This is a genomic window from Paenibacillus sp. J14, from assembly GCF_000518465.1.
GTDB lineage: Bacteria > Bacillota > Bacilli > Paenibacillales > Paenibacillaceae > Fontibacillus > Fontibacillus barengoltzii.
In genome coordinates, this window is the sequence record NZ_JADQ01000015.1 from 20,127 (window position 1) to 42,366 (window position 22,240).

22 protein-coding genes are annotated in these 22,240 nt (G+C 50.3%); 14 read left to right on the top strand and 8 right to left on the bottom strand.

Annotated features, from left to right (window positions below; translation table 11 throughout):
- The first annotated feature begins 4 nt into the window (after nucleotides 1-4).
- The 8 genes from M891_RS0107705 (at nucleotide 5) to M891_RS0107740 (ending at nucleotide 7,217) form a co-directional block, all read left to right on the top strand.
- Nucleotides 5-1,033, top strand: coding sequence for an ABC transporter ATP-binding protein (locus M891_RS0107705; protein ID WP_028538405.1), 1,029 nt, complete (start codon nucleotides 5-7; stop codon nucleotides 1,031-1,033).
- A complete protein-coding gene (locus M891_RS0107710) occupies nucleotides 1,030-2,745 on the top strand; it encodes an ABC transporter permease (protein ID WP_028538406.1) in 1,716 nt (571 codons plus the stop codon). The genes M891_RS0107705 and M891_RS0107710 overlap by 4 nt, the downstream gene beginning before the upstream one ends.
- A gap of 49 nt (nucleotides 2,746-2,794) precedes the next feature.
- Nucleotides 2,795-3,568, top strand: coding sequence for an endonuclease/exonuclease/phosphatase family protein (locus M891_RS0107715; protein WP_232228306.1), 774 nt, complete (start codon nucleotides 2,795-2,797; stop codon nucleotides 3,566-3,568).
- A 35-nt stretch (nucleotides 3,569-3,603) separates the two neighbouring features.
- A complete protein-coding gene (locus M891_RS0107720) occupies nucleotides 3,604-4,374 on the top strand; it encodes an MgtC/SapB family protein (protein ID WP_028538408.1) in 771 nt (256 codons plus the stop codon).
- 137 nt (nucleotides 4,375-4,511) lie between these two features.
- On the top strand, nucleotides 4,512-5,063 hold the full coding sequence (locus tag M891_RS0107725; RefSeq protein WP_028538409.1) for a GNAT family N-acetyltransferase: 552 nt from the start codon (nucleotides 4,512-4,514) through the stop codon (nucleotides 5,061-5,063).
- Complete coding sequence (locus tag M891_RS0107730) at nucleotides 5,060-5,965, top strand: hypothetical protein (RefSeq protein ID WP_028538410.1); 906 nt, start codon at nucleotides 5,060-5,062, stop codon at nucleotides 5,963-5,965. The genes M891_RS0107725 and M891_RS0107730 overlap by 4 nt, the downstream gene beginning before the upstream one ends.
- Nucleotides 5,966-6,177: 212 nt before the next feature.
- Nucleotides 6,178-6,723, top strand: coding sequence for a 50S ribosomal protein L25 (locus M891_RS0107735; RefSeq protein ID WP_028538411.1), 546 nt, complete (start codon nucleotides 6,178-6,180; stop codon nucleotides 6,721-6,723).
- Between the two features lie 98 nt (nucleotides 6,724-6,821).
- Complete coding sequence (locus M891_RS0107740; RefSeq protein WP_036699676.1) at nucleotides 6,822-7,217, top strand: VOC family protein; 396 nt, start codon at nucleotides 6,822-6,824, stop codon at nucleotides 7,215-7,217.
- 148 nt (nucleotides 7,218-7,365) lie between these two features.
- On the opposite strand, the gene M891_RS0107745 is transcribed toward M891_RS0107740, so the two are convergent.
- The 3 genes from M891_RS0107745 to M891_RS0107755 all read right to left on the bottom strand — a co-directional run bounded on the left by M891_RS0107745 (nucleotide 7,366) and on the right by M891_RS0107755 (nucleotide 11,527).
- Nucleotides 7,366-8,859: a peptide MFS transporter gene (locus tag M891_RS0107745; RefSeq protein ID WP_028538413.1), complete on the bottom strand. Its 1,494-nt coding sequence runs from the start codon at nucleotides 8,857-8,859 to the stop codon at nucleotides 7,366-7,368.
- A gap of 230 nt (nucleotides 8,860-9,089) precedes the next feature.
- Nucleotides 9,090-10,625, bottom strand: a complete 1,536-nt coding sequence (locus tag M891_RS23480) for an MFS transporter (RefSeq protein WP_051416866.1) — start codon at nucleotides 10,623-10,625, stop codon at nucleotides 9,090-9,092.
- Nucleotides 10,622-11,527, bottom strand: coding sequence for an SDR family oxidoreductase (locus M891_RS0107755; protein ID WP_028538414.1), 906 nt, complete (start codon nucleotides 11,525-11,527; stop codon nucleotides 10,622-10,624). The genes M891_RS23480 and M891_RS0107755 overlap by 4 nt, the downstream gene beginning before the upstream one ends.
- A 246-nt stretch (nucleotides 11,528-11,773) precedes the next feature.
- Here M891_RS0107755 and M891_RS0107760 point away from each other — a divergent pair, with 246 nt between their 5' ends.
- Nucleotides 11,774-12,352, top strand: coding sequence for a TetR/AcrR family transcriptional regulator (locus tag M891_RS0107760; protein ID WP_232228307.1), 579 nt, complete (start codon nucleotides 11,774-11,776; stop codon nucleotides 12,350-12,352).
- A gap of 235 nt (nucleotides 12,353-12,587) precedes the next feature.
- Here the strand turns inward: M891_RS0107760 and M891_RS23485 are convergent, their stop codons facing one another.
- A complete protein-coding gene (locus tag M891_RS23485) occupies nucleotides 12,588-13,478 on the bottom strand; it encodes a helix-turn-helix transcriptional regulator (protein WP_051416867.1) in 891 nt (296 codons plus the stop codon).
- Between the two features lie 14 nt (nucleotides 13,479-13,492).
- On the bottom strand, nucleotides 13,493-14,470 hold the full coding sequence (locus tag M891_RS0107770) for a helix-turn-helix transcriptional regulator (protein WP_028538416.1): 978 nt from the start codon (nucleotides 14,468-14,470) through the stop codon (nucleotides 13,493-13,495).
- A gap of 99 nt (nucleotides 14,471-14,569) precedes the next feature.
- On the opposite strand from M891_RS0107770, the gene M891_RS0107775 reads away from it, so the two are divergent.
- A complete protein-coding gene (locus tag M891_RS0107775) occupies nucleotides 14,570-15,055 on the top strand; it encodes a GyrI-like domain-containing protein (RefSeq protein WP_016314501.1) in 486 nt (161 codons plus the stop codon).
- Nucleotides 15,056-15,076: 21 nt separating this feature from the next.
- The gene (locus M891_RS0107780; RefSeq protein ID WP_028538417.1) at nucleotides 15,077-15,553 is read left to right on the top strand and encodes a hypothetical protein; all 477 of its coding nucleotides are present in this window, start codon (nucleotides 15,077-15,079) and stop codon (nucleotides 15,551-15,553) included.
- A 57-nt stretch (nucleotides 15,554-15,610) separates the two neighbouring features.
- Here M891_RS0107780 and M891_RS0107785 read toward each other — a convergent pair whose 3' ends face one another.
- Nucleotides 15,611-15,997: an ester cyclase gene (locus tag M891_RS0107785; protein ID WP_016314499.1), complete on the bottom strand. Its 387-nt coding sequence runs from the start codon at nucleotides 15,995-15,997 to the stop codon at nucleotides 15,611-15,613.
- Nucleotides 15,998-16,142: 145 nt separating this feature from the next.
- A complete protein-coding gene (locus M891_RS0107790) occupies nucleotides 16,143-16,709 on the bottom strand; it encodes a TetR family transcriptional regulator (protein WP_028538418.1) in 567 nt (188 codons plus the stop codon).
- A 136-nt stretch (nucleotides 16,710-16,845) separates the two neighbouring features.
- On the opposite strand from M891_RS0107790, the gene M891_RS0107795 reads away from it, so the two are divergent.
- On the top strand, nucleotides 16,846-17,658 hold the full coding sequence (locus M891_RS0107795) for an SDR family NAD(P)-dependent oxidoreductase (protein ID WP_307719224.1): 813 nt from the start codon (nucleotides 16,846-16,848) through the stop codon (nucleotides 17,656-17,658).
- A 21-nt stretch (nucleotides 17,659-17,679) separates the two neighbouring features.
- Nucleotides 17,680-18,432 carry an SDR family oxidoreductase gene (locus tag M891_RS0107800; RefSeq protein WP_028538419.1) on the top strand — a complete coding sequence of 251 codons (753 nt, stop codon included), beginning with the start codon at nucleotides 17,680-17,682 and terminating at the stop codon, nucleotides 18,430-18,432.
- 93 nt (nucleotides 18,433-18,525) lie between these two features.
- Here M891_RS0107800 and M891_RS0107805 read toward each other — a convergent pair whose 3' ends face one another.
- The gene (locus M891_RS0107805) at nucleotides 18,526-20,913 is read right to left on the bottom strand and encodes a glycoside hydrolase family 16 protein (protein WP_028538420.1); all 2,388 of its coding nucleotides are present in this window, start codon (nucleotides 20,911-20,913) and stop codon (nucleotides 18,526-18,528) included.
- Between the two features lie 346 nt (nucleotides 20,914-21,259).
- Here M891_RS0107805 and M891_RS0107810 point away from each other — a divergent pair, with 346 nt between their 5' ends.
- Entirely contained in the window at nucleotides 21,260-22,216 is a 957-nt protein-coding gene (locus tag M891_RS0107810) for a sigma-70 family RNA polymerase sigma factor (RefSeq protein ID WP_028538421.1), read from the top strand.
- Nucleotides 22,217-22,240 lie beyond the last annotated feature (24 nt).

A 22,240-nucleotide genomic window follows, 5' to 3' on the forward strand; every position in this document is an offset into this window, starting at 1 on the left:
CGTGATGATCACATTTCAAGATATACAAATTCATTTTGGAGATTTCCATGCCATTAAGAACTTTAATCTGAAAATCAACGAGGGGGAATTTTTCACCTTTTTAGGCCCTTCAGGCTGTGGTAAAACTACCATTCTTCGAAGTCTTGCAGGTTTCATCACTCCATCTGGCGGCAAAATTCTATTAAACGACAAAGAGATTACACATGCTCCGATTGAAAAACGCGGAATCGGTATGGTGTTCCAAAGTTATGCGTTATTTCCGACGATGACGGTATACGAAAATATTGCATTCGGCAAGCGCGTCAAGAAAGCATCAAAGTCCGAGATCGACCAGGAGGTCCGAGACATTGCGCGTAAGGTCGACTTAAAGGAAGAACAATTGCATAAGCGTGTGTCGGATTTATCGGGCGGGCAGCAACAGCGTGTAGCTATTGCCAGAGCGCTCGTATTAAAACCGTCGATTTTGGCCTTGGATGAGCCGTTATCGAATCTGGATGCGAAGCTGCGCGTTCAGCTCAGAAATGAATTGAAGGAATTGCAGAAGCAGTTTGGGATCACGACCATCTATGTCACGCACGACCAAGAAGAAGCCTTAACATTATCTGATCGTATTGCGGTATTTAACAACGGTAACCTTGAACAAGTGGGGACGCCATATGAAATCTACAATTCTTCGAAAACGGAGTTTGTATGTAATTTCATCGGTGACATTAATCAGATCGATTCGGCATTGATCGCCAACAGTCCATTAAAAAATGTGGTTCAAGCCGGTAAGATCGCCTATATTCGCAATGAAAAAGTAAACTTAACTCCGTTGCCCGACAGTGAGGTGATCCGCCTGAAGGCCAAGGTCGTGGATCGGGAGTTTTACGGACTATATAGCAAGTATGTATTAGAAATGCCCGGCGGCAGTCTGTTGAAGACCATTGAGAAGGAAAATGGGGCTGTAGGGCTTGAGGTCGGGACCGAAGCGGATGTGTATATTAGACCAGCGGATATCATGCAATATGATCGGACGGAGGGAGCGAATTGAACGCACAGACCCTAAAGAACAAATTTGCCTCCCTGAATTATGGGCAGCTGCTGCTGTACGTCCTGCTGGCCTGGTTCATTATCGCTTTTCTCATTTACCCGAACCTAAACATATATTATGAGATTTTCTTCAAGAATGGGAGCTTCTCGCTGGATGCCGTCAACAAGCTCTTGTCATCGAAACGTGCCATGTCCAGCTTGTCCAACAGCTTTGTGTTAGCCGTATCTCTAGTGTTTACGGTAAATATCGTAGGAATTACGTTAGTCCTGCTCACAGAGTACTTTAAAATCAAGGGTGCGAACATTTTAAAGCTGGGTTTCTTTACAACCTTGCTGTATCACGGTGTGGTCGTAGCATCTAGTTACAAGTTTGCATATGGTGAAAATGGCTTTATTACGCGCGTGTTAGCCAGCATTTTCCCTTCCTTTAATACCGATTGGTTCCACGGATACTGGGCCGTACTCTTTGTAATGACATTTGCGTGTACCTCCAATCACATCTTGTTTTTGGGAAACGCGATTCGTAAAGTGGACTTCCAAACCATTGAAGCAGCAAGAAGTATGGGGGCGTCGACCTTTTATATTTTATGGCGGGTCGTCCTTCCGGTGTTGAAACCCACGATCTTTGCTTTGACGATCTTAACCTTCTTGACGGGTCTTGGGGCGATGTCGGCCCCGTTGATTCTGGGGGGGACGGAGTTTCAAACGATTACGCCCATGATCTTGACGTTCTCGAAGAGCTCCACTTCCAAGGATCTGGCTGCTCTGCTCGCCCTTGTGCTCGGTCTGGCTACGATCATTTTGCTGTCGATCATGATCCGCTTTGAGAAACAAGGTAACTATATGTCTGTTTCCAAAGTCAAATCTGTCTTGGTGAAGCAAAAGATTAACAACAAGGTCGCCAATGTGATCACGCATATGATTGGATATGTCTTGTTTGTTATTTACTTGATTCCTGTAACGCTGATCGTGATTTTCTCCTTTACCGATTCGCAGAGTATTGCGACAGCGACGCTCCGTTTGGACAGCTTCACCTTGGAGAACTACGGCCGATTATTTACCACCATGAGTGCGTTCAAGCCTTACTTGGTAAGTATTTTGTATGCTGCGGCAGCGTCCTTTTCGGTTGTGGCCCTGGCTTTGTTTGCATCTCGAATCTTGCACAGATACAAGAATAGTAAACTGGCAGCAGCTCTGGAATACTCCTTGCTGATTCCATGGGTTCTGCCATCCACGCTGATTGCGATCGGCTTGGTGGTTACTTATAATGTTCCGCGTTTAGTGACGGGGAATACGGTGCTTACGGGGACGCTTTGGATGCTATTGATTGGTTATATCATTATTCATATCCCGTTTACCATGCGAATGGTCAAAGCGTCTTTCTTCAGCTTGGACAGCAACCTGGAGGATGCCTCCAAGAACCTGGGAGCGAAGACGTTCTATACTTTTAGAAAGGTTCTGCTGCCAATCATTTTGCCGTCCACCCTTGCCGTACTAGCGCTTAACTTTATTAAAATACTGGATGATTACGATTTAACTGTATTCTTATATCATCCTGTGTATCAGACGCTGGGGCTTGTGATCAAGAGCAGTACAGACGCAGAAGCAGGGGTTGCGGCCCGTGCAATGTCACTGGTTTATTCCGTCGTGTTGATGATTATGTCGGGAATTACGATGTACTTTGTTTACGGTAGAAGTAATAAAGATAATTAAGTATCACTAGAATCTATGTGGATGTTTCCAGAAGTGGAGGAACTCAATGATGGCGAAAATTATGACATTTAACTTAAGATACAATGAACCATCCGACGGGGACAATGCCTGGCCATTTCGTGTCAGCGCGGTTGCTGAAGTGATCAAACGTCACGATCCAGACCTCATTGGCATTCAAGAAGGTTTGCATAATATGCTTACGGATTTGGAGCCATTACTCCCGGAATACGCTTGGATCGGAGAAGGGCGAGAAGGCGGGAAGCAAGGCGAATATACGGCCATTTTATATAAAAAGAGCAAGTGGAGTGCAGGGAGTGTGGGGCATTTCAGCTTGTCGGAAACCCCGGAGCAGCTTGGGACGAAGAGCTGGAATACTTCAAACACGCGCATGTGCACTTGGGTGACATTTAAGTCGCAAGCGGGCGTAGAATTTGCTGCGTTTAATACGCATTTAGATCATATCAGCGAAGAAGCACAACAGAAAGGCATGGAGTTAATTCGAGAACGGATGAAGCAATTTCGTGCGCAGACGGGGCTTCCGGTTGTGTTAACGGGCGACTTTAATGTTGAACCGGCAAACGCTGTGATTCAAGGACTGGAGCAGGAAGGATATCGAAATGCCTATTCCGTTCTGCACCTGGAAAATAAGGAAGTGGGAGCGACGTTTCATAACTTTTTAGGCGGAGAATCGGGAGAGCCGATTGATTATATCTTTGTATCCCCTGACTTGCAGATTCAGAACGTTACGGTGGATCGAGAACTGTATGGAGGTCGATATCCTTCGGATCATTATCCCGTGATCGCCGAGGTGTCACCCGTGTAGTGACCATGACGAGTAGATAAGGGGATGTCTATGCAATGAAACTGATTGACGCGGGTTTGTGGAACATTTCCTATGTGGACTTATCGCTGCGAATCGTAATTTCACTTCTGTTGGGCGGCTTGATTGGATTAGAACGGGAGTGGCATAACCATGCCGCCGGATTCCGTACGCATATTCTCGTCTGTGTAGGGTCCACGGTGATTATGCTGCTGTCCATCTATGGGTTTGGCGACTTTTCGAACGAATATAACGTCCGGATGGACCCGGCGCGGTTGGCGGCCCAAGTGGTGTCCGGCATCGGCTTCCTGGGGGCGGGGGCGATTATTCGCAACGGCTCCAGTATTTCAGGCTTAACGACGGCGGCCTCCATTTGGGTGGTGGCAGCGATTGGCTTATGCGTAGGGGCAGGGTTCTTCTTTGGCGCGGTGCTTGTGACGGTACTGGTTATTATTATACTGGTGCTGCTCAATAAGTTTGAGAAGAGCTTCCACAACAAACGCAGTCGAAATGAAGTCACCGTTCGGATCCTGAATAAGGAGGGCGGCGTCGCTAAGGTTGCGGAGTTGTTCGAGCAGGAGGGACTGCTCATTGTGAATATGTCTCTAGAGGCTCCGAACGATGATCAGGAAGATGAAGGTGAAAGCGTGCGAACGCTGCGAATCAAGCTGCATAAACCGCGCTCCAAGGATCTGCTTCGAGTCTTCGATAAGCTGCTTACCCTGGATTGCATCCATTCCTTTGAAACGGCTGAGGCGCTAAGGTCACATCCGGCGCATTCCAGTATGTCCGGCACCAGAACGCTGTAAGCTTGAAAGTTTAGAGCTATCCCTCTTGGGGTAGCTCTATTTTACTATTTTCAATCGATGATTAATCGCCAAAGTGCACAAAGGATGCAGTATAATAGATAAATACATCTTAGGACCTCTAGAGGAGTGAACCCGCTTTGCCGATCCAATACCGATATGATGAAACGCTGACGGACCCCGCTCTCTTGGAAGGGGTATGGGACTTGCTATGCCGTTACGATCATGAATTCATCCCGCCCTTATCCGCACGTGAGCATACTTATCAGTCCGATCTGACCGCTGGTGCAGCGGCAACCGCTTTACCCAAGCGATACTTTGACGAATTAAAGGAGCAAGCGTTCTTGCTGATACTGGATCGAGAGCAAGTGATCGGATTTATGTCATTTCGCCCTCATTATGTGTTTGAACATGCGGACGAGCGCGTGGAGGCGATCTACGTAACGACCGTTATTGTAGATGAGGCCTATCGCGGTCAGGGAATGACAACGCGCCTGTATGGAGAGCTGGAAGTCATCGCACAGCAGAAGAACCGACCGATCATGACGAGGACTTGGTCAACGAATCACAGCCACCTTCGAGTCTTGCATAAAATCGGGATGCGGGAAGTCCAACGTATTCAAGATGGACGGGGGCCGGGCCTGGACACAGTCTATTATCGCAAGGCTCTACAGGAGGGACCAACATCGTGAATAGCAGACGATCCATTTGGCAGAAGCTCCAGGCGTACAAGCTTCACAACAATGTGTATGTCGTTATTATGTTAGCTGTCAGCGTGGCGGGGTCCATCCTCATCTATGTTTCACCGTTGCGAGAGAGCCGCTTCGTCCCGGAGTTGGCGCTGGCTTGCGCTACTTCGCTGCTCGCCTCGATCTTCCAGCTCGTCTCGGATATTTATGTGAAATATAAAAACCTTGAAAACGACAAGCTCCTCGAAGGGATTCACGAGTTCGGCATCAATGATCTTCATTTTAATAAGCAGCAGTTGCTTGAGCATCTGTTGAAATCATGCGACAGGGAAGTCTGGGTTTCCGGCTACCGATTAATTCTGACAAGTAAAATTGCCCCCAGCCTATCGCAGGCGATCAGACAAGGCGCTAACCTGAAGCTGCTGATCTCCCCTCCTTGGATGGACGGGTTCAAGTTAGTCTATGGTGAAAATGACCGCGTCATCGACAATTACTGCAAAGTGTTCAGCGCGATCGCCAAAGCTTGCCGGGAGGCGGGTCGTCCGGTTGAGGAAGTATGCGAGGTGCGGTTTACGCAGAAGCCTTTATTTAGCGATACCTACAAAGTCGATTTACATATTGTGACCGGCCCTTATATGCATAATCGGGATGAAGATGATCATCGGATTACAGCCAACGACTTCTTCACTTACAATCTCATCAAGAAAAGCCGGCTCTACAATCTGGTGGAGAACGAATATATGACCCTTTGGGAAGAAGCGGACAGCGTGTTGGTATGGGAAGCGTATGCGAAGGCCTCCGAACAAATTCGAATCCAAGACCTGCGGGAGAAAGAGAAGATTGAGCTCATGCAGGAGGCGAGCCAGCCGATCGGCCACCTTCTTCCTATACCCCTTTCAGTCTAAATATGATATGGTAGATAAAACCCATAGGCATTCCACTCTCCGGAGTGGGGTGCCTTCGTCTATGTATGTGGGTTTTTTACATTAAATGTATGGCGTTTTGCCTAGTGGATGGAGGTTTGGATGCTATGTTTCTCTATTGATCCCCGTTCAGGGGAGATTCGATGGCTGCTGTTTCAGAGCTTAAGATCACTCATGTAAAGGAGAGGTAGAGCATGGCTGCAACAATTCATACCGAAAGACGTCCCCAATTAAATACCTCGGGACTCCGTCAGTTACGTCAGAAGGGACGGTTGCCGGGGGTGGTATTTGGCAAGAATGCCGAAAATGAAAGCATTCATATTGACACGAAGCCATTCGAGAAATGGCTGAAGCAAGGGGCATCCGGTTTCCTTCAGCTAGAGATGGAAGAAGGCCGATCTATGACGGTTCTGCTGGAGGATCTTCAGCGCGATCCAGTAACTCGCGCGCTGATTCATGTGGATTTTCAGCTCGTCCAGTCGGGGGAGATCATCCGTACGAAGCTAGGGGTGAAGCTCATCGGGACTCCGATCGGGACCAAATCGGGCGGAGTGGTGCAAATTCAGGACCCGTATGTGGAGGTAGAGGCGTTCCCGAAAGATCTGCCAACTTCGGTGGAGCTGGATATCAGTGCCATGGAAATCGGGGATACTCTTTTTATCAAAGACTTAGTCCTGCCGCCCGAAGTTACGGTGATCTCTGCGGATCACGAGCTTCTCGTATCGGTGTCGAAGCCGTAATGGGTTTGCAGAGTAGAAACGATGAATTTGGGAGTCGAGTTTCGTCTATATAGAGGTAGAGGAGTATTAGACAAACCCGTCGTGAGGAGCTGAGGAACATGAAGAAATCGGGATGGGTGAACCCGATTACCGAAATCACTTTGTTTGTAGCAGATTTGCCGCGGTCGAAGGCGTTTTATCAAGAGACGTTTCAGCTTGCGATTCATTATGAAGACGCGGGTTGTGTGGTATTTGATTATGGAAACACCTGCATCAATCTCTTGAATCAGCAGAATGCCCCTGAATTGGTTGAGCCGGCGCAGGTAGGTCGGGCAGGGGAGGGAACGCGGTTTCTGTTTACGATCCAAGTGTCGGACGTGGATCAGATCTGCACCGAACTCGAACAGCAAGGCGTAAAATTGCTGAATGGACCGATCACCCGTCCCTGGGGGCGACGGACAGCTTGTTTTGCCGACCCGGACGGTTACGTATGGGAAATCGCCCAGTTGCTTTAAACCTCCCCTTCATCCCCACATGGCAGATGTTGCTTCCCGTGTGGGGATGATCATGTCCTCAGGAAGTTCCGATTAAGCCATCCTTGCCAAATGCTCCTCCAAGCGATTTGGATGCATTTATGTTCCTCCTATAACTCCAATCCCTGAGTTAATGGATTCCCTTCATAAACCCCTGAATTTTCGAAGAGAGGGCGAGGAGAAGGATGCCGAGGACAATCGCGATTCCTCCAATGACCCCAAAGTACGCCATTTCGGTGGCCGGCGAATAGAATTTCACCACTTGCGCATTAATCGCTTGGGCCGCCGCACTGGCCAAGAACCATAAGCTCATGGTCTGGGAAGAGAAGGCAGAAGGCGCTAATTTGGTCGTCGCCGACAGCCCTACCGGAGATAAGCACAACTCTCCCAGCACCACAATGAAATAACTCAGCACCAGCCATAACGGATTCACCAAGGAGTTCTCGCCGCCAAAGTAAGCCGGCAAAAGAATCACCAGGAAAGATAAGCCGGCGAACAACAGGCCCAAAGCGAACTTCTTCGGAATCGTAGGTTGCCGCTTACCCAGCTTCAGCCAGAACCAGGCGAATACGGGGGCTAACGTGATAATAAATAAAGGGTTTAACGATTGGAACCAAGCCGGCGATATATGAAATCCAGCATAATCCAATTGCGTCCGCTTATCGGCATAATTCGCCAGGATGGTGGACCCTTGTTCTTGAATCGCCCAGAACATAATCGCCGCAATAAACAGCGGAATATACGCGATCAGACGGGAGCGCTCCACTTTGCTCGTTCGCGGACTGCGGTACATGACCACAAAGTAGGAAGTGGGGATCAAGAGCCCCAGGATCCCTACGATCACGATAAACGAATTGAACGTTAACCAACCTGACGGGATGGCGATGGCGACGATGATCGCGAGCAGCAATACGCCAAGGCCGATGCGCAGGAACACTTTCTTGCGTTCCGCTGGCGATAGCGGGCTAGGGACGAAGGTGCCGGCGAGGCCGAGATTTCTTTTTCGAGTATAGGCAAAGATCGCAAGTCCAAAGAACATCCCTATTGCAGCAATGCCGAAGCCCAGGTGGAAATTGTAATCCAGGCCGATGGTTCCTACGATCAGCGGGGCGATAAACGCGCCCAGGTTGATCCCCATATAGAAGATGCTGAAGCCAGCATCCCGGCGCGGGTCCTGCTCGCTATAAAGCTCCCCAACCACGCTCGATACGTTAGGCTTGAGCAAGCCCGTACCTAAGACGATGAGGACCATGGAAACAAAAAATAAGGCGACACTTCCCGGGATCGCCAAGGCGATGTGTCCCAGCATAATGAGGATGCCGCCGTAAAATATGGCTCTCGACTCCCCGAAGATCCGATCTGCGAACCAACCGCCAATAATACCGGACATGTACACCAGGGAGCCGTAGATGGACATAATGGCAAGGGCCACGCTCTCCTCCATGCCAAGTCCGCCTCGACTTAATTCGTAATACATGTAGTAGGTTAGAATGGCCTTCATGCCATAATAGGAAAATCGCTCCCAAAACTCTGTGAAGAACAAAGTGAACAATCCCTTGGGATGTCCAAAAAATCCTCGTTGCGGAACACTCTCCACAACTTGCTGTTTGTTTAAATCCGTCATGCTGTCATTTCCTCCCTAAGCGGCAATCACTATATAAGAATACCCCGAATCAGCCATTTTCAACTGGATACGGAAAATATAGTATATCATAAGATGGCAGACCTTAACTGTAAGATAGGTTTCATCTTGACCAGATCATTGGAGCCTTGTTGAAAAAAATCGCCGTCCCCGATCCTGCTTGGATCTGGACGGCGATTTGATTTTGGGGGTCTCCTGTGGGACAGTATGTGCTATCTGTTGGGAGCGGTCGTTGAACCTGCTGCATTTAGGCCCTGATCGGGCAAGTGACGGCTGGCTCGAAAGGTTGCCGCCACGACAAGAATGCCGATGAGGAACGTAATGATACTAGCGACATGCAGCGCGGATTGAGCTCCCGAGACGAAGGCGCTGATGATGGCGGCTTGTTGATTAGGGGCTGCTGCAATCGCATCTGCAACTGTATGGGGGACGGCATGTTGCTGAAAATTTACTGGAAGATGCCGGGTAAAGGATTCAGTGAGTACCGTACCCACGATCGCGACGCCAAGGGCGCTTCCAAGTTCCCGGGTCGCCGATTGAAGCCCCCCGGCGACGCCAGCCTGCTCAGCGGGCAAGGCCGACGTAATCTCTGCGGTCAAGCAGGGCAGCGCAAGGGCAATGCCGACCCCGATCAGGACCAACCAAGCCGCGTAAGCGAGATAAGGCTGGTAGACGGCCGACGCCAAGCCGAATAATCCAATGCTGATGGCAAGGAAGGCCGTGGTCAGCGTTGCGGGGATCCCGATGCGCTTCACTAGATCGGGAACGATTCGTGTACCAAGCAACATGGGCACCGAGATCGGAACGATGGCTAACCCGGCTTGCAGCACGGAATACCCGCGTCCATACTGCAGGAGGGATGCATTAAGATAGAACAGGCCAAAGCTGCCGAAAAACAGCACGAGCATCCCTAGGCTGGCGGTGCTGAGCAGAAGGATCCGAAATAGACGCGGATCCAGTACGGGGTAACGTACTCTCAGCTCAACCGCGACCCAGATCGCGCTGAGAATAACGCTGACCGTAAATGCCGTGATGACCACCGTGCTGTTCCAGCCGTATTCGGGACCTCCAATGATGCCGATCAGGAGAGCGACGATGGCTGCGACGAGTAATACTGTTCCGGCAGGATCAAGGCTGCGGGGGCTGCGGCTGCTCCGTTGTACGGCAAGAGCGGTCCATAGCGCGAGGAGAAGCGCAAACGGCACGATCGCCCAGAACAAGGTTCTCCATGAACCGGCAGTCAGCAAGGCGGCTCCGGCGATATTACCCACAAGTCCGCCCAAGCCGGTTGTCATACCCCAGATGGCGAGAGCACGTCCGCGACGGTCCGGTGCGGTTGCGTGCACCAGCACTCCGACGCAATTGGGGAGCACCAGCGCTGCACCTACACCTGTGATCGCACGTCCAAGCAGCAGGCTCGTCACATTGGCCGAAGCGGCTGAGATTGCCGCACCGGCTGCGAATGTGACGAGCCCGGCGATCAGGATGCCCTTGCGTCCAAATCGGTCGCCGGCTGCACCGCCCGGGATCACGAGGCACGCGAATAAGACGACATAAGCATCAACGATCCATAGCAGCTCGGATGAACTCGGATGCAGACTGCTGGAGGCGAGGATCGGAACTGCCAGATTGATGGCAGCGACCAGGCCCACGACCAGAACGGTGCACGCACACACGCACGCCAGGATCAGCCCCGGGTACCGTGAGGGGTTCACGGTATTTGGGGACGTCGTCTTTGGAGTACTCATGCTTTCTCTGGTTCTTTATAAGCGCCGGATAGAATGTCATCCATCAAAGTGGGTCCGGCCGGTGCCCAATCCAGAAGCTGGCGAGTCTGTTCGCTGGAGCCAATCATAGGCATTTTGAAGAAACTGCCGACAAATCCGAAGTGAGCTCCTGCCTCTTCCGGCGGGATGGAAACCACGGGCAGGTCTAAAGCACGTCCGATCACTTCGGCGATGGTCCGGGTGCTTATCGATTCTTCGGCGATGGCATGTAGACGCGATCCAGCAGGTGCCTTCTCGATCCCCAGCCGGATGAGTCGGGCTGCGTCAGAACGATGGACAGCGGACCAAGCGTGAGAACCGTCGCCGATATACCCGGACACGCCCTGCTTGCGTGCAGCGTTTACTAGATAATTAATAAAGCCCCAATCACCGGCTCCGTGAACGGTGGGTGCGAATCGGACAATAATGGTATCTACCCCGCGGTCAACGTAATCAAGAGCAAGGTTCTCAGCACCGCCCCGGGCAGATTCTGGACCGACAGCAGGTGATGGATCCGTCTCCAGGACAGGTCTGCCTTGGACTAAGCCGGATATCCCGTTGGCAACCACGAAGGGCCGACGGGTTCCAACCAGCGCATTGGCGAGGGTCTCGACAGCGGCACGTTCGGCCCGGTCCGACTCGGCCGGATTCGCCCAGTCATGCTTATTCGCCAAGTGAACGACAGCTTCGGCTTCAAGAGCTCCACGGCGGAGGGAATCCAGATCATCAAGGTCTCCGCGAAGAGCGGTGGCCCCTTTCTCTTGGAGCAGTGCAGCGGCAGCGTCCGAGCGTGCCAGTCCGATCACTTGGTGACCCGCTCTCATGAGCTCATCCACCGTGGCCGATCCAATCCATCCTGTTGCTCCAGTTACAAAAACTTTCATCAATATGACCTCCTTACAACCTTTGAAGGCTGTGTTTTGTTTCGGTCCATCGCATCGCTGGGATTCGTTTCGACAGTCAAACCTGCAATTACGAGACACCATGTCTCATAATATAACAAAAACAATACACCGTGTCCAGTAATTATTTTTTGGATGATAACAAAATGCACAGGAGGGCTTGCCGCATCCATATCCTCACGTCGTTAAGAAATAGACAAGGCATTGGACTCGATGTATATTTGAAACATGGAAATGAACAAAGAAACCCACCCTAGTGGCCGTCCTCGCAGTGAACAGGCAAGGGCGGCTGTTCTGAATGCAGCTGACGATCTCCTGGTCGAGATTGGTTATGCGGCTATGACAATGAAAGGGATCGCCGAGAAGGCGAGAGTGTCCCGGCAAACGATCTATCGCTGGTGGTCTCACAAAGCGGAGATTCTCTTTGAGGCGAGCGCTGCGGATGCGGAGGAGGAACTGTCGATCCAATTGTCAGGCGATCCCTTGGCGGATCTCACCGCTTATCTCGAAGCGCTCATCCACTTTCTTGCGAACTCTCCGGCGGGTGCAGCTTATCGAGCTCTGCTCGGTGAAGCACAGCAGGACTCCGCAGTGGCGGAGTTACTCTCTGCCAAAGACCCGATCGGCGATACGGCCCAGGTCATTCTAAAGCACCTATTCGAGAAGAATCAGGTGCCAATTCCGCTGGATCAGGCCACCGCCTTGTTCATCGGCCCTTGCTTCTTCTGGATCTTGAGCGGACGTGATCCTGCGGGGCTTGTTCCGCAGGAATTGGCGAAGAATTTCTTGAGTTATCTTCAAACCTAACTTGGCCCTGGCAAGGACCTTGCCCGGAGGCATGGTTGCCTCACCCTATTCGAATAAAGACGCCCATCGGCGTCTTTATTCTTTTGATATGACAGATTTCGGAAGATATTCGATATTCATCGCTGCCAACCCGTCCTAATTGTTCGAGCTAATGGGAACGGAGCAGGTGAAGTAAACAGGAGAGAGAAAGGGTCATCCCCAAAGGGATGACCCTAAAGCTACCTTGCAAATACGGTTAGCTAAGCTCCTGACTAGACGGTGAGGACGCTTCGCTGCCTTGGTCCTCTGCCAGCAACTGCGCCAGCTTCTCCTCCGTTCCTGAGCCGGGGGTGGGAACAAAGAAGCACCAGTGCAGTCCGGGATCATTGTCGATCGCTGTAGCGCAATGGATCGTGAACGACAGCACCTGACCGTCCGGCAGGCGATAATGGATGGGGTAGTGGAAAGTACTCTTTTGCCGAACCTCATGCCACTCCCACATCCGTACGAAATCCTCGCTATTCTGCTTTAATTGCTCAAATCGTTCCACGTACAACGGATTGTTTTTGTAAAGGTCGTAAGTGGCTCGGGTCAACGCGGTAATGTACCGCGCGAATTCTTCCCAATTCACCAGCCTTTTTGGATACTCGGGATCCAGAAACAAATGCGTCGCCATGTTCCGCTCGTTGGACGGCATCCGGCCGAAATCCCCAATGACCCGCTCCGCCCCGCGATTCCAAACGAGAATATCAGCAACCTCATTTGCAATAAAGGAAGGGTAACGCAATTGATCCACCAAGCTTTGCAGCAGGCTTGGATCCGGTTTCTCCGGTTTGGGTGCCTGAGGATAACTGACCTGATCCAGTGAAGCCAGGTTAAACAAGTGTCTGCGTTCATCTTCGTCCAGCTGCAGCGCCCGGCTGATATGGGACAACACCTCAGGGGAGGGATTCTTCTCGCGCCCCTGCTCCAGCCAGGTGTAGTAAGTAACACTCACGTTGGCAAGATAGGCGACTTCTTCTCTCCGAAGCCCCGGGGTCCGTCGTCGGCCGGGCAAGGTTTGGATCCCGGCATCTTCAGGCTGAAGCCGATGACGGCGTGATTTAATGAACTCCCCTAATGCGGATGTAGAAGAATGATTCTCCATCTATCCTTACCTCCTTATCTAGCTTTTACTGTCTGCTCTATTTCCTTACCTCTATGACGTAACTCCTCGATGATTTCCTCCGGTACCTTCCTGAATTTGAAATCCTCCCCGAGAAACAGCAGCCAGTTGATCGCCTCGGTGATCTCGTCCCGTTGATTTACTTGGACAACCATCTTCAGCATGGCGGTGGTTTGATACGGATTGGTATAGGAAATGAATGCTTTTAAGGGATGATATTTTTTGTACTGGGCAATGGCATGAGGGCCGAGTTCCAGGATCAGGTTGTATGCTTCCTCTTGCTTGCCAAGGAGCTCCAGAATTTTCTTTCGGCTCATTCGTTTCTTGGGAGAGTAGAGCTCGACTTGAGTAAGCTGGTCGACGGAGAACATTCGTTTCTTCTCTTCCTGTAAATCCAACACTTCCATCCACCACAGACTTTTCTCACGATAAAGGTGCAACAGAAAAACCGGATACGAGTTGATTCCATCCCCTTCCTCCAGGGTAATCCATAAATAGCTGTCGATGAGCAGGTGTTGAATCAGCTTCTCCAGCATTGGATGGGGAAGGTCCGAAAGCTCCAATAGATCGGGATTATGCGGGTTGGTCCCTTCAAAGAGCAAGATGTCATCCAGGAGCAGGAGATCATCCTGTTGGTTTTTCGAGATCAGCCCCAGCAATTTTTCGGCTAAGGATTGGCGACTCTTGAGATACGGAAGCTGGGCATTTCTGGTGGCCATGAAGGCGATGAACAGCGCTTTGACCTCGTTATCCGTAAACCGCACGGCAGGCAGGATCGAGTTGTGCATCACCGAATAACCGCCGTCCCGTCCAACCTCAGCAACGAGCGGCATTCCTAAAGCTTCGATTTCGCGGATGTCTCGGATCGCCGTCGAGCGGGAGATGTTAAATTCCTGCATAATTTCCGTGATGGTAAAGTGGGACCGATTGTTGATATAACGCATGATGGTGTTAATCCGTTCAACTTTTTTCATCGTGACTCCTAAACAGGTTCATTTTTTGACATGATTTAAAGTTATGATAAACCCATCAAGAACAGAAAACAAATTTAAAAAGAGAGTAGGTTTTAAAACATGGCGAATTATGTTTTGGAAGAGAAGGACAGCTTTACGGTCTTTGGTCTGGGCACAGAATTAAAAAGTCATTACACGGATTTTGCCGGCATCAATCAGGAAAAATCGAGTTTCTGGCAAGCCGTCACTGAGGACGGTCGACTCAACCAGCTTAAAGCGATTGCGGAGAACGATTATGTCTTTACCGTCAACGAAGCGGTTAATAACAAGATGATGTATTACGTTGGCGTACTTAGCCGTGAAACGCTGCCGAATGCCGAAGGCTCCCGGGTCATTCAGTTCCCGAAGGGAGAGTACGTAATTGTCAAAGGGGAAGGCACCGCGCCGGATGAACTAAGTAATCAGCTGGCGGGGATCGCTTTTGGCCAAGTTCTGCCGGAACTGAATCAAGTTGCTTATGTTGGCGGGCCTAACACCGCCGTCTTGATGGAACAAGCGAATGGCCGCGTCGCGGGAGAAATGTGGATCCCTGTCGTAAGGAAATAGAGAAGAAGAGGAGGGGCAAGCATGTCCTATGTCGTTGATTTCAAAAATGTATCTACTGTCGGTTTAGAGTCCTCTCCTGTAGCAGAGGCATTAGCCGGACTGCGAGCCAATGAGGCGCGTTATTTTATGAACAAATATAAGCATGTGTTTACGGTTGAGCCAGCCAGCGAAAGCCAGGAAACCCTGGATTACGTGAACCGAATCTTAAAAGAAGAACGGGGGATCGAGTTCTCGGCAAAGCCGTTAGAAACGTCGTTTTTTCAGGTGGAAAACATCCGGTGGGCGTTCGTCTTCTACGAGGACGGCTTAGGGGTTAACGTCATGTACACCCTGGACGATCCAAAGAAACGGGCCGTGGGCTTTAAGCTGTCTGAAGGCATGGAGGTTCCGAAGGAGCTGGAGGAGAAGAAGTTCAAATTTGCCCGGCAGAAGTCGAAATTGGCCGGTACGATCCGGGGCTCGTTCTTCGTGATTAAGGGCGAGTATTCATATAACTGACAGGAGGGCCGTTCAACGTTGAGCGGCCTTTTCTTCTTGATGCAACACCGGGCGAAATCAAGAAATTTGGGCTTCAATCGCGGCTTTGTCGATGACGGACCACACTTGCTTGATTTTTCCGCCTTCATACTTGTAAATGACATTTTCATAAAACAACACGCTTCGTCCATTGATCGGCAAACCCATAAATTGCCCCTTAGGTGTGACATCAAAGCGTAAGCGGCTCGAAAGATAGGGCGGCTCACAAACGAGAATATCGATATTAAAATAGAGATCCGGAATATCTCGGTAATCGCCCTCCAGCATTTGGCGGTAACCGGCTAAGCCGATTGGCTGCTCATTATAGCGAACATCCTCATGCACAAATCGGCCCAGTTGTGACAAGTCCCGTTTATTCAAACTGCTGATATATTCTCGGTAGATGGCTTTCAACAGAAATTCCACGGAAGTGACATCCTTTCTGTCCAGATTCAACACCCTCAATCCGAGTTATTGTATTCAACGAACTTCGTACGGATGCAAAACGGTCATAAAAAAAGCCCCCAATCGGGGGCCCTAATTGCTGGTGGTTGTGAAGCAGAATATCAACTTATTCACCTTTAGCAATCAGACGAACGGCCTTAGCAATAGCTTCCCTCGTTTCCGTCGGAAAGTTCACAGCATTCGGGTCGTGCGAAGGCCCGAAAGGATGAGTTGGCGTCCAGGCAGTTGCTAAAGCCATGATGGCAGTCAAAAGAAAGCCGGGAGTGAATGTCTTTCCCACCAGACCTTCGTTTTGTGCATTCATGATCGCTTTGATTTTCTTGTCACGCACGGAGGCGCGCTCGGATAGCGTGTCTTCTTTCCGCTCTAAACTATACCATGACATTAACCTTACAATTTGTGGATTTGTCATCGCCCAATCGAATACTCTTTTGGCATAACCCGCAAGATCCTCGGGCGTGAAATCAATTTCCTCATAAACACGTGTTAAGTGTCTTTCGAGGACGGTTGTAAATAGCGTTTCTTTATTCTCAAAGTAAACGTAAATTAAATTCTTATTGCAACCCGCGTTTTTAGCAATGCGGTCAACACGTGCTCCAGCAATACCATAGGCAGAGAACTCATCCAAAGCAGCCTCCATGATCCTCTCTCTTGTTGCCTCAGCGTTTCTCAATGGGTGCCCCTCCTTATTGAAGCCTGGATTTAGGATTTATTATATCATAAAAACACAGTTGACTAACTAGTTAATTAGTATTATTATATAACCAACCAGTTAGTTAATGAAGTGTCCCCTACCAGGATGATGACTAGTGATACTGGATAAACTATCTGGTGAATCCAATGAAGAATGGAGAGAATGCACAATGACACAAACCAATCCAAAGATTGCTATCGTCACAGGGGGAAGTCGGGGTATTGGCAGAAGTACTGTTTTAGCCCTTGCAAACCATGGTGTCGATTCAATCTTCACATATCGTTCTAATCAAGAAGAAGCAGAGAAAGTTGTCTCCGAGATCCGAGAAACCGGACGTAAGGCAATCGCCCTACAACTTGATGCAAGCAATGTCCGTACTTTTGACGCTTTTGTACAAAATGTACAAGATGCGCTAAAAGAAATGGGCGCTACCAAATTTGACTACCTCGTAAACAACGCGGGGATCTCTCACCATAACTCATTCGAGAAGACAACAGAGGAAGAGTTGGATCGTTTGTACGAAGTACACTTCAAGGGAGTCTTCTTCCTGACACAGAAACTGTTGCCGCTTATCAATGATGGCGGTCGGATTGTAAACATCTCCACTGGACTTACACGCTTTGCGGTTCCGGAGAGTGGTGCTTACGCATCCGTGAAAGGTGCTATTGAGGTTCTCACTAAGTATTTGGCCAAAGAGTTGGGACCACGTGGAATCACCGCCAACGTTGTTGCGCCGGGTGCGATCGCTACAGATTTTAGCGGACTCCGCACGAATGATGATCTCAAGAAGCTGATCGGGGGAATGACGGCGCTCGGTCGTGTCGGGGAACCAGAGGACGTTGCAGGGGCTATCGCTTCGTTGCTGTCCGACGAGAACCGTTGGGTTAATGCTCAACGTATTGAGGTTTCAGGAGGCATGTCTCTTTAATCTCAGAAGGGGGCGCATTTCTTGACCAACCTAAGAAACAAAGTCGCATTGATAACCGGATCTGGACGAGGAATCGGTAAAGCCATCGCAGAAAGATATGCGTCTTTAGGGGCCGATATTGCCGTAAATTATACGAGTGATAAGGCTGCCGCAGAAGCTACCGTTTCCAGCTTGCAAGCATACGGAGTGAAGGCGATTGCTATTCAAGCTGATATCAGCCAAGTAGCCGAGGTCCGGAAAATGTTCCAAATCGCACTCCAGGAATTAGGGAAAATTGATATTGTCGTTGCGAACGCCGGTATAGAGCTTGTAAACATCCCGACAGTTGATATTACGGAAGAACAATTTGACAGATTATTTCAAGTCAACACCAAGGGTGCATTCTTTACCATTCAAGAAGCGGCCAAACACGTAGCAGATAACGGACGCATCATCTATGTTTCATCAAGCACAACCACTAGTGCTATGGCTGGGTACTCCTTATATGGCAGCAGCAAGGTAGCACCGATGTATCTCGTCGAGGCGCTGGCGAAGGAAATCGGATACCGAGGGGTCACTGTGAATACGATCGTACCAACGGTTATCGAGGGTGCGGGATTATGGACAAACCCGGGAGATCGAGCACAACTTAGAGATGCTCTTATCCAAGCCCATCCTATGCGGCGATTAGGCACGTTGGACGATGTGGCCAATGTAGCTGAATTTTTTGCCAGTGACTTATCTTCCTATGTGAGTGGTCAACGTCTGTTAGTTAGCGGCGGTGCCCTTCAATAATGAGCGGTTTGCCCCGAGGGATGACATAACATATATTAAATAAGGTGACAGAAAGGCCGTCCAATATGGAACGGCCTTTCTATCTTTCATATGTTATTCCGGCGTTCCTTGAGTAACCCCGTGAATGTAGGTTTGCCAGGGGGTATCGAGCGCCCCTTGCCCGGGGTTATAGGTGAAGAAGTACTCCACCACATCGCCTTGGCTTAGGTTGTTCACCGCATAGGTATAGTTGCCGTTCCCCACCGGGGTCATGGCGACATTGAGCTGCACACCGTTATTGATTTTATAGTGCAGATCCGCAAAAGTCGCGCCGTTGACGTAGAACAACAGGTTATCGCCGGTTTTCTTCAGTCCCTTCACTTGATCGCCGATCACAATCGTGGAGGGCGTGCCCGGATCTCCCGGGTTCCCGGGATTTTGACCGCCGCCGCCATTGCCGTTGTCCTTATAGACACGCACATAATCGACTTGCATCGTGGCCGGGATATCACCAGGTCCTGGGGCGATGCCGCCGTCGAAGTTACCGCCGATCGCCAGGTTCATGATGAGGTAGAACGGCTGATCAAAAGGTGCATTCGGGTTGTTTGGCGCAGCCGTGGAATACCATTGATCCCGGGTGGCCTTAAAGAAGAACTTGCCGTCTACATACCATTTAATGTTGTCCTCTTCCCAAACGACGGAGTAGACATGGAAGTCATTGGCGATCGTTTGCCCGGATGGGAAGTTGTATTCACCCGAGAGATGGGTATTGGCCGGCCATTGTCCGCCGAAGTGAATCGCGCCGGAAGACTTGCCGGGCAGACGACCGCGAGCTTCCATAACATCGATCTCACCGGAAGCGGCCCAAGTGCCGTAGGCTTGATCCTGCGGCAGCATCCACAGCGCCGGCCAAATGCCGTTCCCCGTAGGCAGCTTCGCGCGGAAATCGACTCGGCCATATTTTAACGAGAAGTGATCTTTAGTGTTCACTTTACCGGACGAGTATTGTGCATAACGACTAGGATCCTGCGGGAACGATTTGGGATCGTTCAGCGCCCGGATATTTAACTTGCCGTCCTGAACGAAGACATTTTGCGGACTGTCCGTATAATGCTGCAGCTCCGCGTTGCCCCAGCCCCAAGTGCCCGGATCATCATTCAGGTAGTATCCCTGTTCATAATTCCATTTGCTTAGATCCAGCTGAGTCCCGTCAAATTCGTCCTGCCAGATGAGGGTCAACCCGTCGATGTTCGGATTGCTTGGCGTACTCAGCGGGATATCCTCTTGATCGGAATCATCCGGCCGCGGGGCGTTAGGATTACCGATAAAGGTGTAAGTGACGTAGTTGTTGCCCACGTTACCGCCCTTTTGCCCATTTAAAGGATAGCCGATACGGATTTGCATATCCTGTTGGATCGGCTGGAACCACAGGCCATAGATGTAGTCAGCCCAATAGCCCCATTGGTTCGCGCTGGACAGGTTATTGTAACCATTCGCAGAATAGACGAACCCGCTTTGACTGGAATCCGCCAGATCTACCCACTGACCGTTGATGTTGATCTGATACACGAAGTTCTCCAGCTCCGAGGCAATGGGAGCGCCTCCGTCAATTTTCGGCAGGGGCAGACCAATGGCGCCGCTTTCATTTGCGGTGAACGTCGTTCCCTCATAAGGCGTTAGAGTGTACGAATTTCTTACCGGTTCATTAAAAATAATCGTATACACGAGGCTCGCTGATGAAGTTTTCGATTCCAATTTCACGTTGATGGACTCCGTGACGTTAAACCAGTAGCCGCCGCCGCCATCGGTGAATTGGCCGAAGTTCTGATCATAGATCCAGCCGCTGGCCGGATTGTTGTCGATGTCGATCCAGGTGCTGCTGTTCACCGGCTTCACATACACCTTCAAGTCGTCGGCAACCGCAGCATAAGGAATCGATGGATCGTTGTTGAACACGGGATAGGTGAAGCCTGCCCCGCCTGTAAAACCAGCGGTAATAACCGGACCTTGCGTAGGTGTCATTGATGTGATTGTGGTGGTGTTGATATTTTGGAAGACGAGAGTGTAGTTAAGGGTAACCCCGTTTGCCTTGGAGTAGAGCTGAATCTCTGTGGTTGCGGAAAGGACGAACCAATATCCGGTAAAGCCGCTGTCATACCAGTGGCCCCAGTTCTGGTTGTAGACAAAGCTGCTGACGCTGTCGATGTCGACCCAGTTGCCGTTCACTTTCACCTTAACGCCTAAATCTTGCACGACATCGTTCCAGGTTGCCGAACCGCCATTAAAAATAGGCATCACAAAGCCGTAGCTCGCTTGTCCAACTCCCGACTTGGTGATGACCGGCCCGTCTGCGGGTGAGAAGTAGCTCATCGATGTAATGGTGGTCTCGGCTGCCTGAGCCGGTGTCGGCACAAAACCGATGCCAACTGCCATGATGACCGCCAGGAGCATGCTGAATACACCTCGAGCAAGCCGCCTTTCTGCAAAGTGAGTCCGTTTCATAAATACCCTCCCTTTATTGTCCTCATTCTCCTAACCTGTGCACACTAGGAAAATCCTTACATAGGAGAACGCTTTCATTCTAACAATCCGGTCATCTGATGAGTAGGCACCAGATTTCGGGTAGGGTGCTCTTTTTTTAGGGAGGCAAGCAAGTGCTAAAAATTTTAAATAAAAGAACCTTCCTCTGAAAGGGATTCCATAGGAGAAATAGAATATAATAGAGGTCTCTTCTGGATTTTTCCTGTCAATGAGGTGTCCTGGGCGAATCGATTTCATATCGGGAGTCGAACGGCGACTAGGGAGGAAATCGGTTAGATATCTCCATTTTTCCTGTAAGGAGGCTTATATGAACGGAACCCCCCTGGACCTGCAGTTATTGGAAAAAATGAAGCCGGAGCTTACCGCGTTCTGCTACCGCATGTTAGGATCGATCGATGACGCGGACGATGCGGTTCAGGAGATTTTTATTCGCGTGTGGCAGAGCTGGAGCTCGTTCCGGCAGGATTCCTCGCCGAAGACATGGATCTATCGGATAGCTTCCAACCTCTGTTTGGATAAACTAAGGCAAGCGAAACGCCGGGTGCTTCCCATCGACCTGTCTGATCCGGCGAGCTCGATCGTGGAACCTCGGGAGACGTTACCCGATTCCGCCTGGATATGGCTGGCCCCTGATTTGGGGGGGAATCCCGAGGAGGCGCTCATCCGCAAGGATACCTTGCAACTCTGCTTCATTGCGCTTCTGCAGACTTTGCCTCCCCGACAACGAGCCGTATTGATTTTAAAGGATGTCTTTGATTGGTCATCCAAGCAAATCGCGGAGACGTTGGGGATGTCGGCGGCAGCCGTGAACAGTGCGTTGCAAAGAGCAAGAGAGACGATGAACCGGACCCGGCTTCGTTCCGATGAGCTCAGCCGCATGGCAGGTGAGCCGGACGCGGAGCTGCTGTCGCGTTATGTAGATGCCTTCGAGCAATTTGATATCGACCGGTTGGTCGCCTTATTTCATGAGGAAGGCTGCATGTCCATGCCGCCGTTTCCCATGTGGATTCGCGGCCGAGAGGATTTGGCGAAATTCTTCTCGCTTACCCGGTGGCATTGCGAAGGTTCTCGGTTTATACCGGTAAAGGTTAACGGTGGGTACCCGGCGCTTGCGCAGTACATGCCAAGCCGAGAAGGGGATCACCTGGTGCCTTGGGGGATTCATGTCCTTGAAACGAAAGAAGATCATATTTTGCATGTGCAGAATTTTATTAATACGAAATTATTTTTGCGTTTAGGGCTGCCGGAGCAAATCGACCGATGAATTTCGAATTTGCGTTACGTCTAT

Bases quoted from the DNA above. Each gene is read 5' to 3' on its own strand.
- M891_RS0107705 (WP_028538405.1), top strand. From the start codon at position 5: ATGATCACATTTCAAGATATACAAATTCATTTTGGAGATTTCCATGCC.
- M891_RS0107715 (WP_232228306.1), top strand. From the start codon at position 2,795: ATGGCGAAAATTATGACATTTAACTTAAGATACAATGAACCATCCGAC.
- M891_RS0107720 (WP_028538408.1), top strand. From the start codon at position 3,604: ATGAAACTGATTGACGCGGGTTTGTGGAACATTTCCTATGTGGACTTA.
- M891_RS0107735 (WP_028538411.1), top strand. From the start codon at position 6,178: ATGGCTGCAACAATTCATACCGAAAGACGTCCCCAATTAAATACCTCG.
- M891_RS0107740 (WP_036699676.1), top strand. From the start codon at position 6,822: ATGAAGAAATCGGGATGGGTGAACCCGATTACCGAAATCACTTTGTTT.
- M891_RS0107745 (WP_028538413.1), bottom strand. From the start codon at position 8,859: ATGACGGATTTAAACAAACAGCAAGTTGTGGAGAGTGTTCCGCAACGA.
- M891_RS23480 (WP_051416866.1), bottom strand. From the start codon at position 10,625: ATGAGTACTCCAAAGACGACGTCCCCAAATACCGTGAACCCCTCACGG.
- M891_RS0107755 (WP_028538414.1), bottom strand. From the start codon at position 11,527: ATGAAAGTTTTTGTAACTGGAGCAACAGGATGGATTGGATCGGCCACG.
- M891_RS0107760 (WP_232228307.1), top strand. From the start codon at position 11,774: ATGGAAATGAACAAAGAAACCCACCCTAGTGGCCGTCCTCGCAGTGAA.
- M891_RS23485 (WP_051416867.1), bottom strand. From the start codon at position 13,478: ATGGAGAATCATTCTTCTACATCCGCATTAGGGGAGTTCATTAAATCA.
- M891_RS0107770 (WP_028538416.1), bottom strand. From the start codon at position 14,470: ATGAAAAAAGTTGAACGGATTAACACCATCATGCGTTATATCAACAAT.
- M891_RS0107775 (WP_016314501.1), top strand. From the start codon at position 14,570: ATGGCGAATTATGTTTTGGAAGAGAAGGACAGCTTTACGGTCTTTGGT.
- M891_RS0107780 (WP_028538417.1), top strand. From the start codon at position 15,077: ATGTCCTATGTCGTTGATTTCAAAAATGTATCTACTGTCGGTTTAGAG.
- M891_RS0107805 (WP_028538420.1), bottom strand. From the start codon at position 20,913: ATGAAACGGACTCACTTTGCAGAAAGGCGGCTTGCTCGAGGTGTATTC.
- M891_RS0107810 (WP_028538421.1), top strand. From the start codon at position 21,260: ATGAACGGAACCCCCCTGGACCTGCAGTTATTGGAAAAAATGAAGCCG.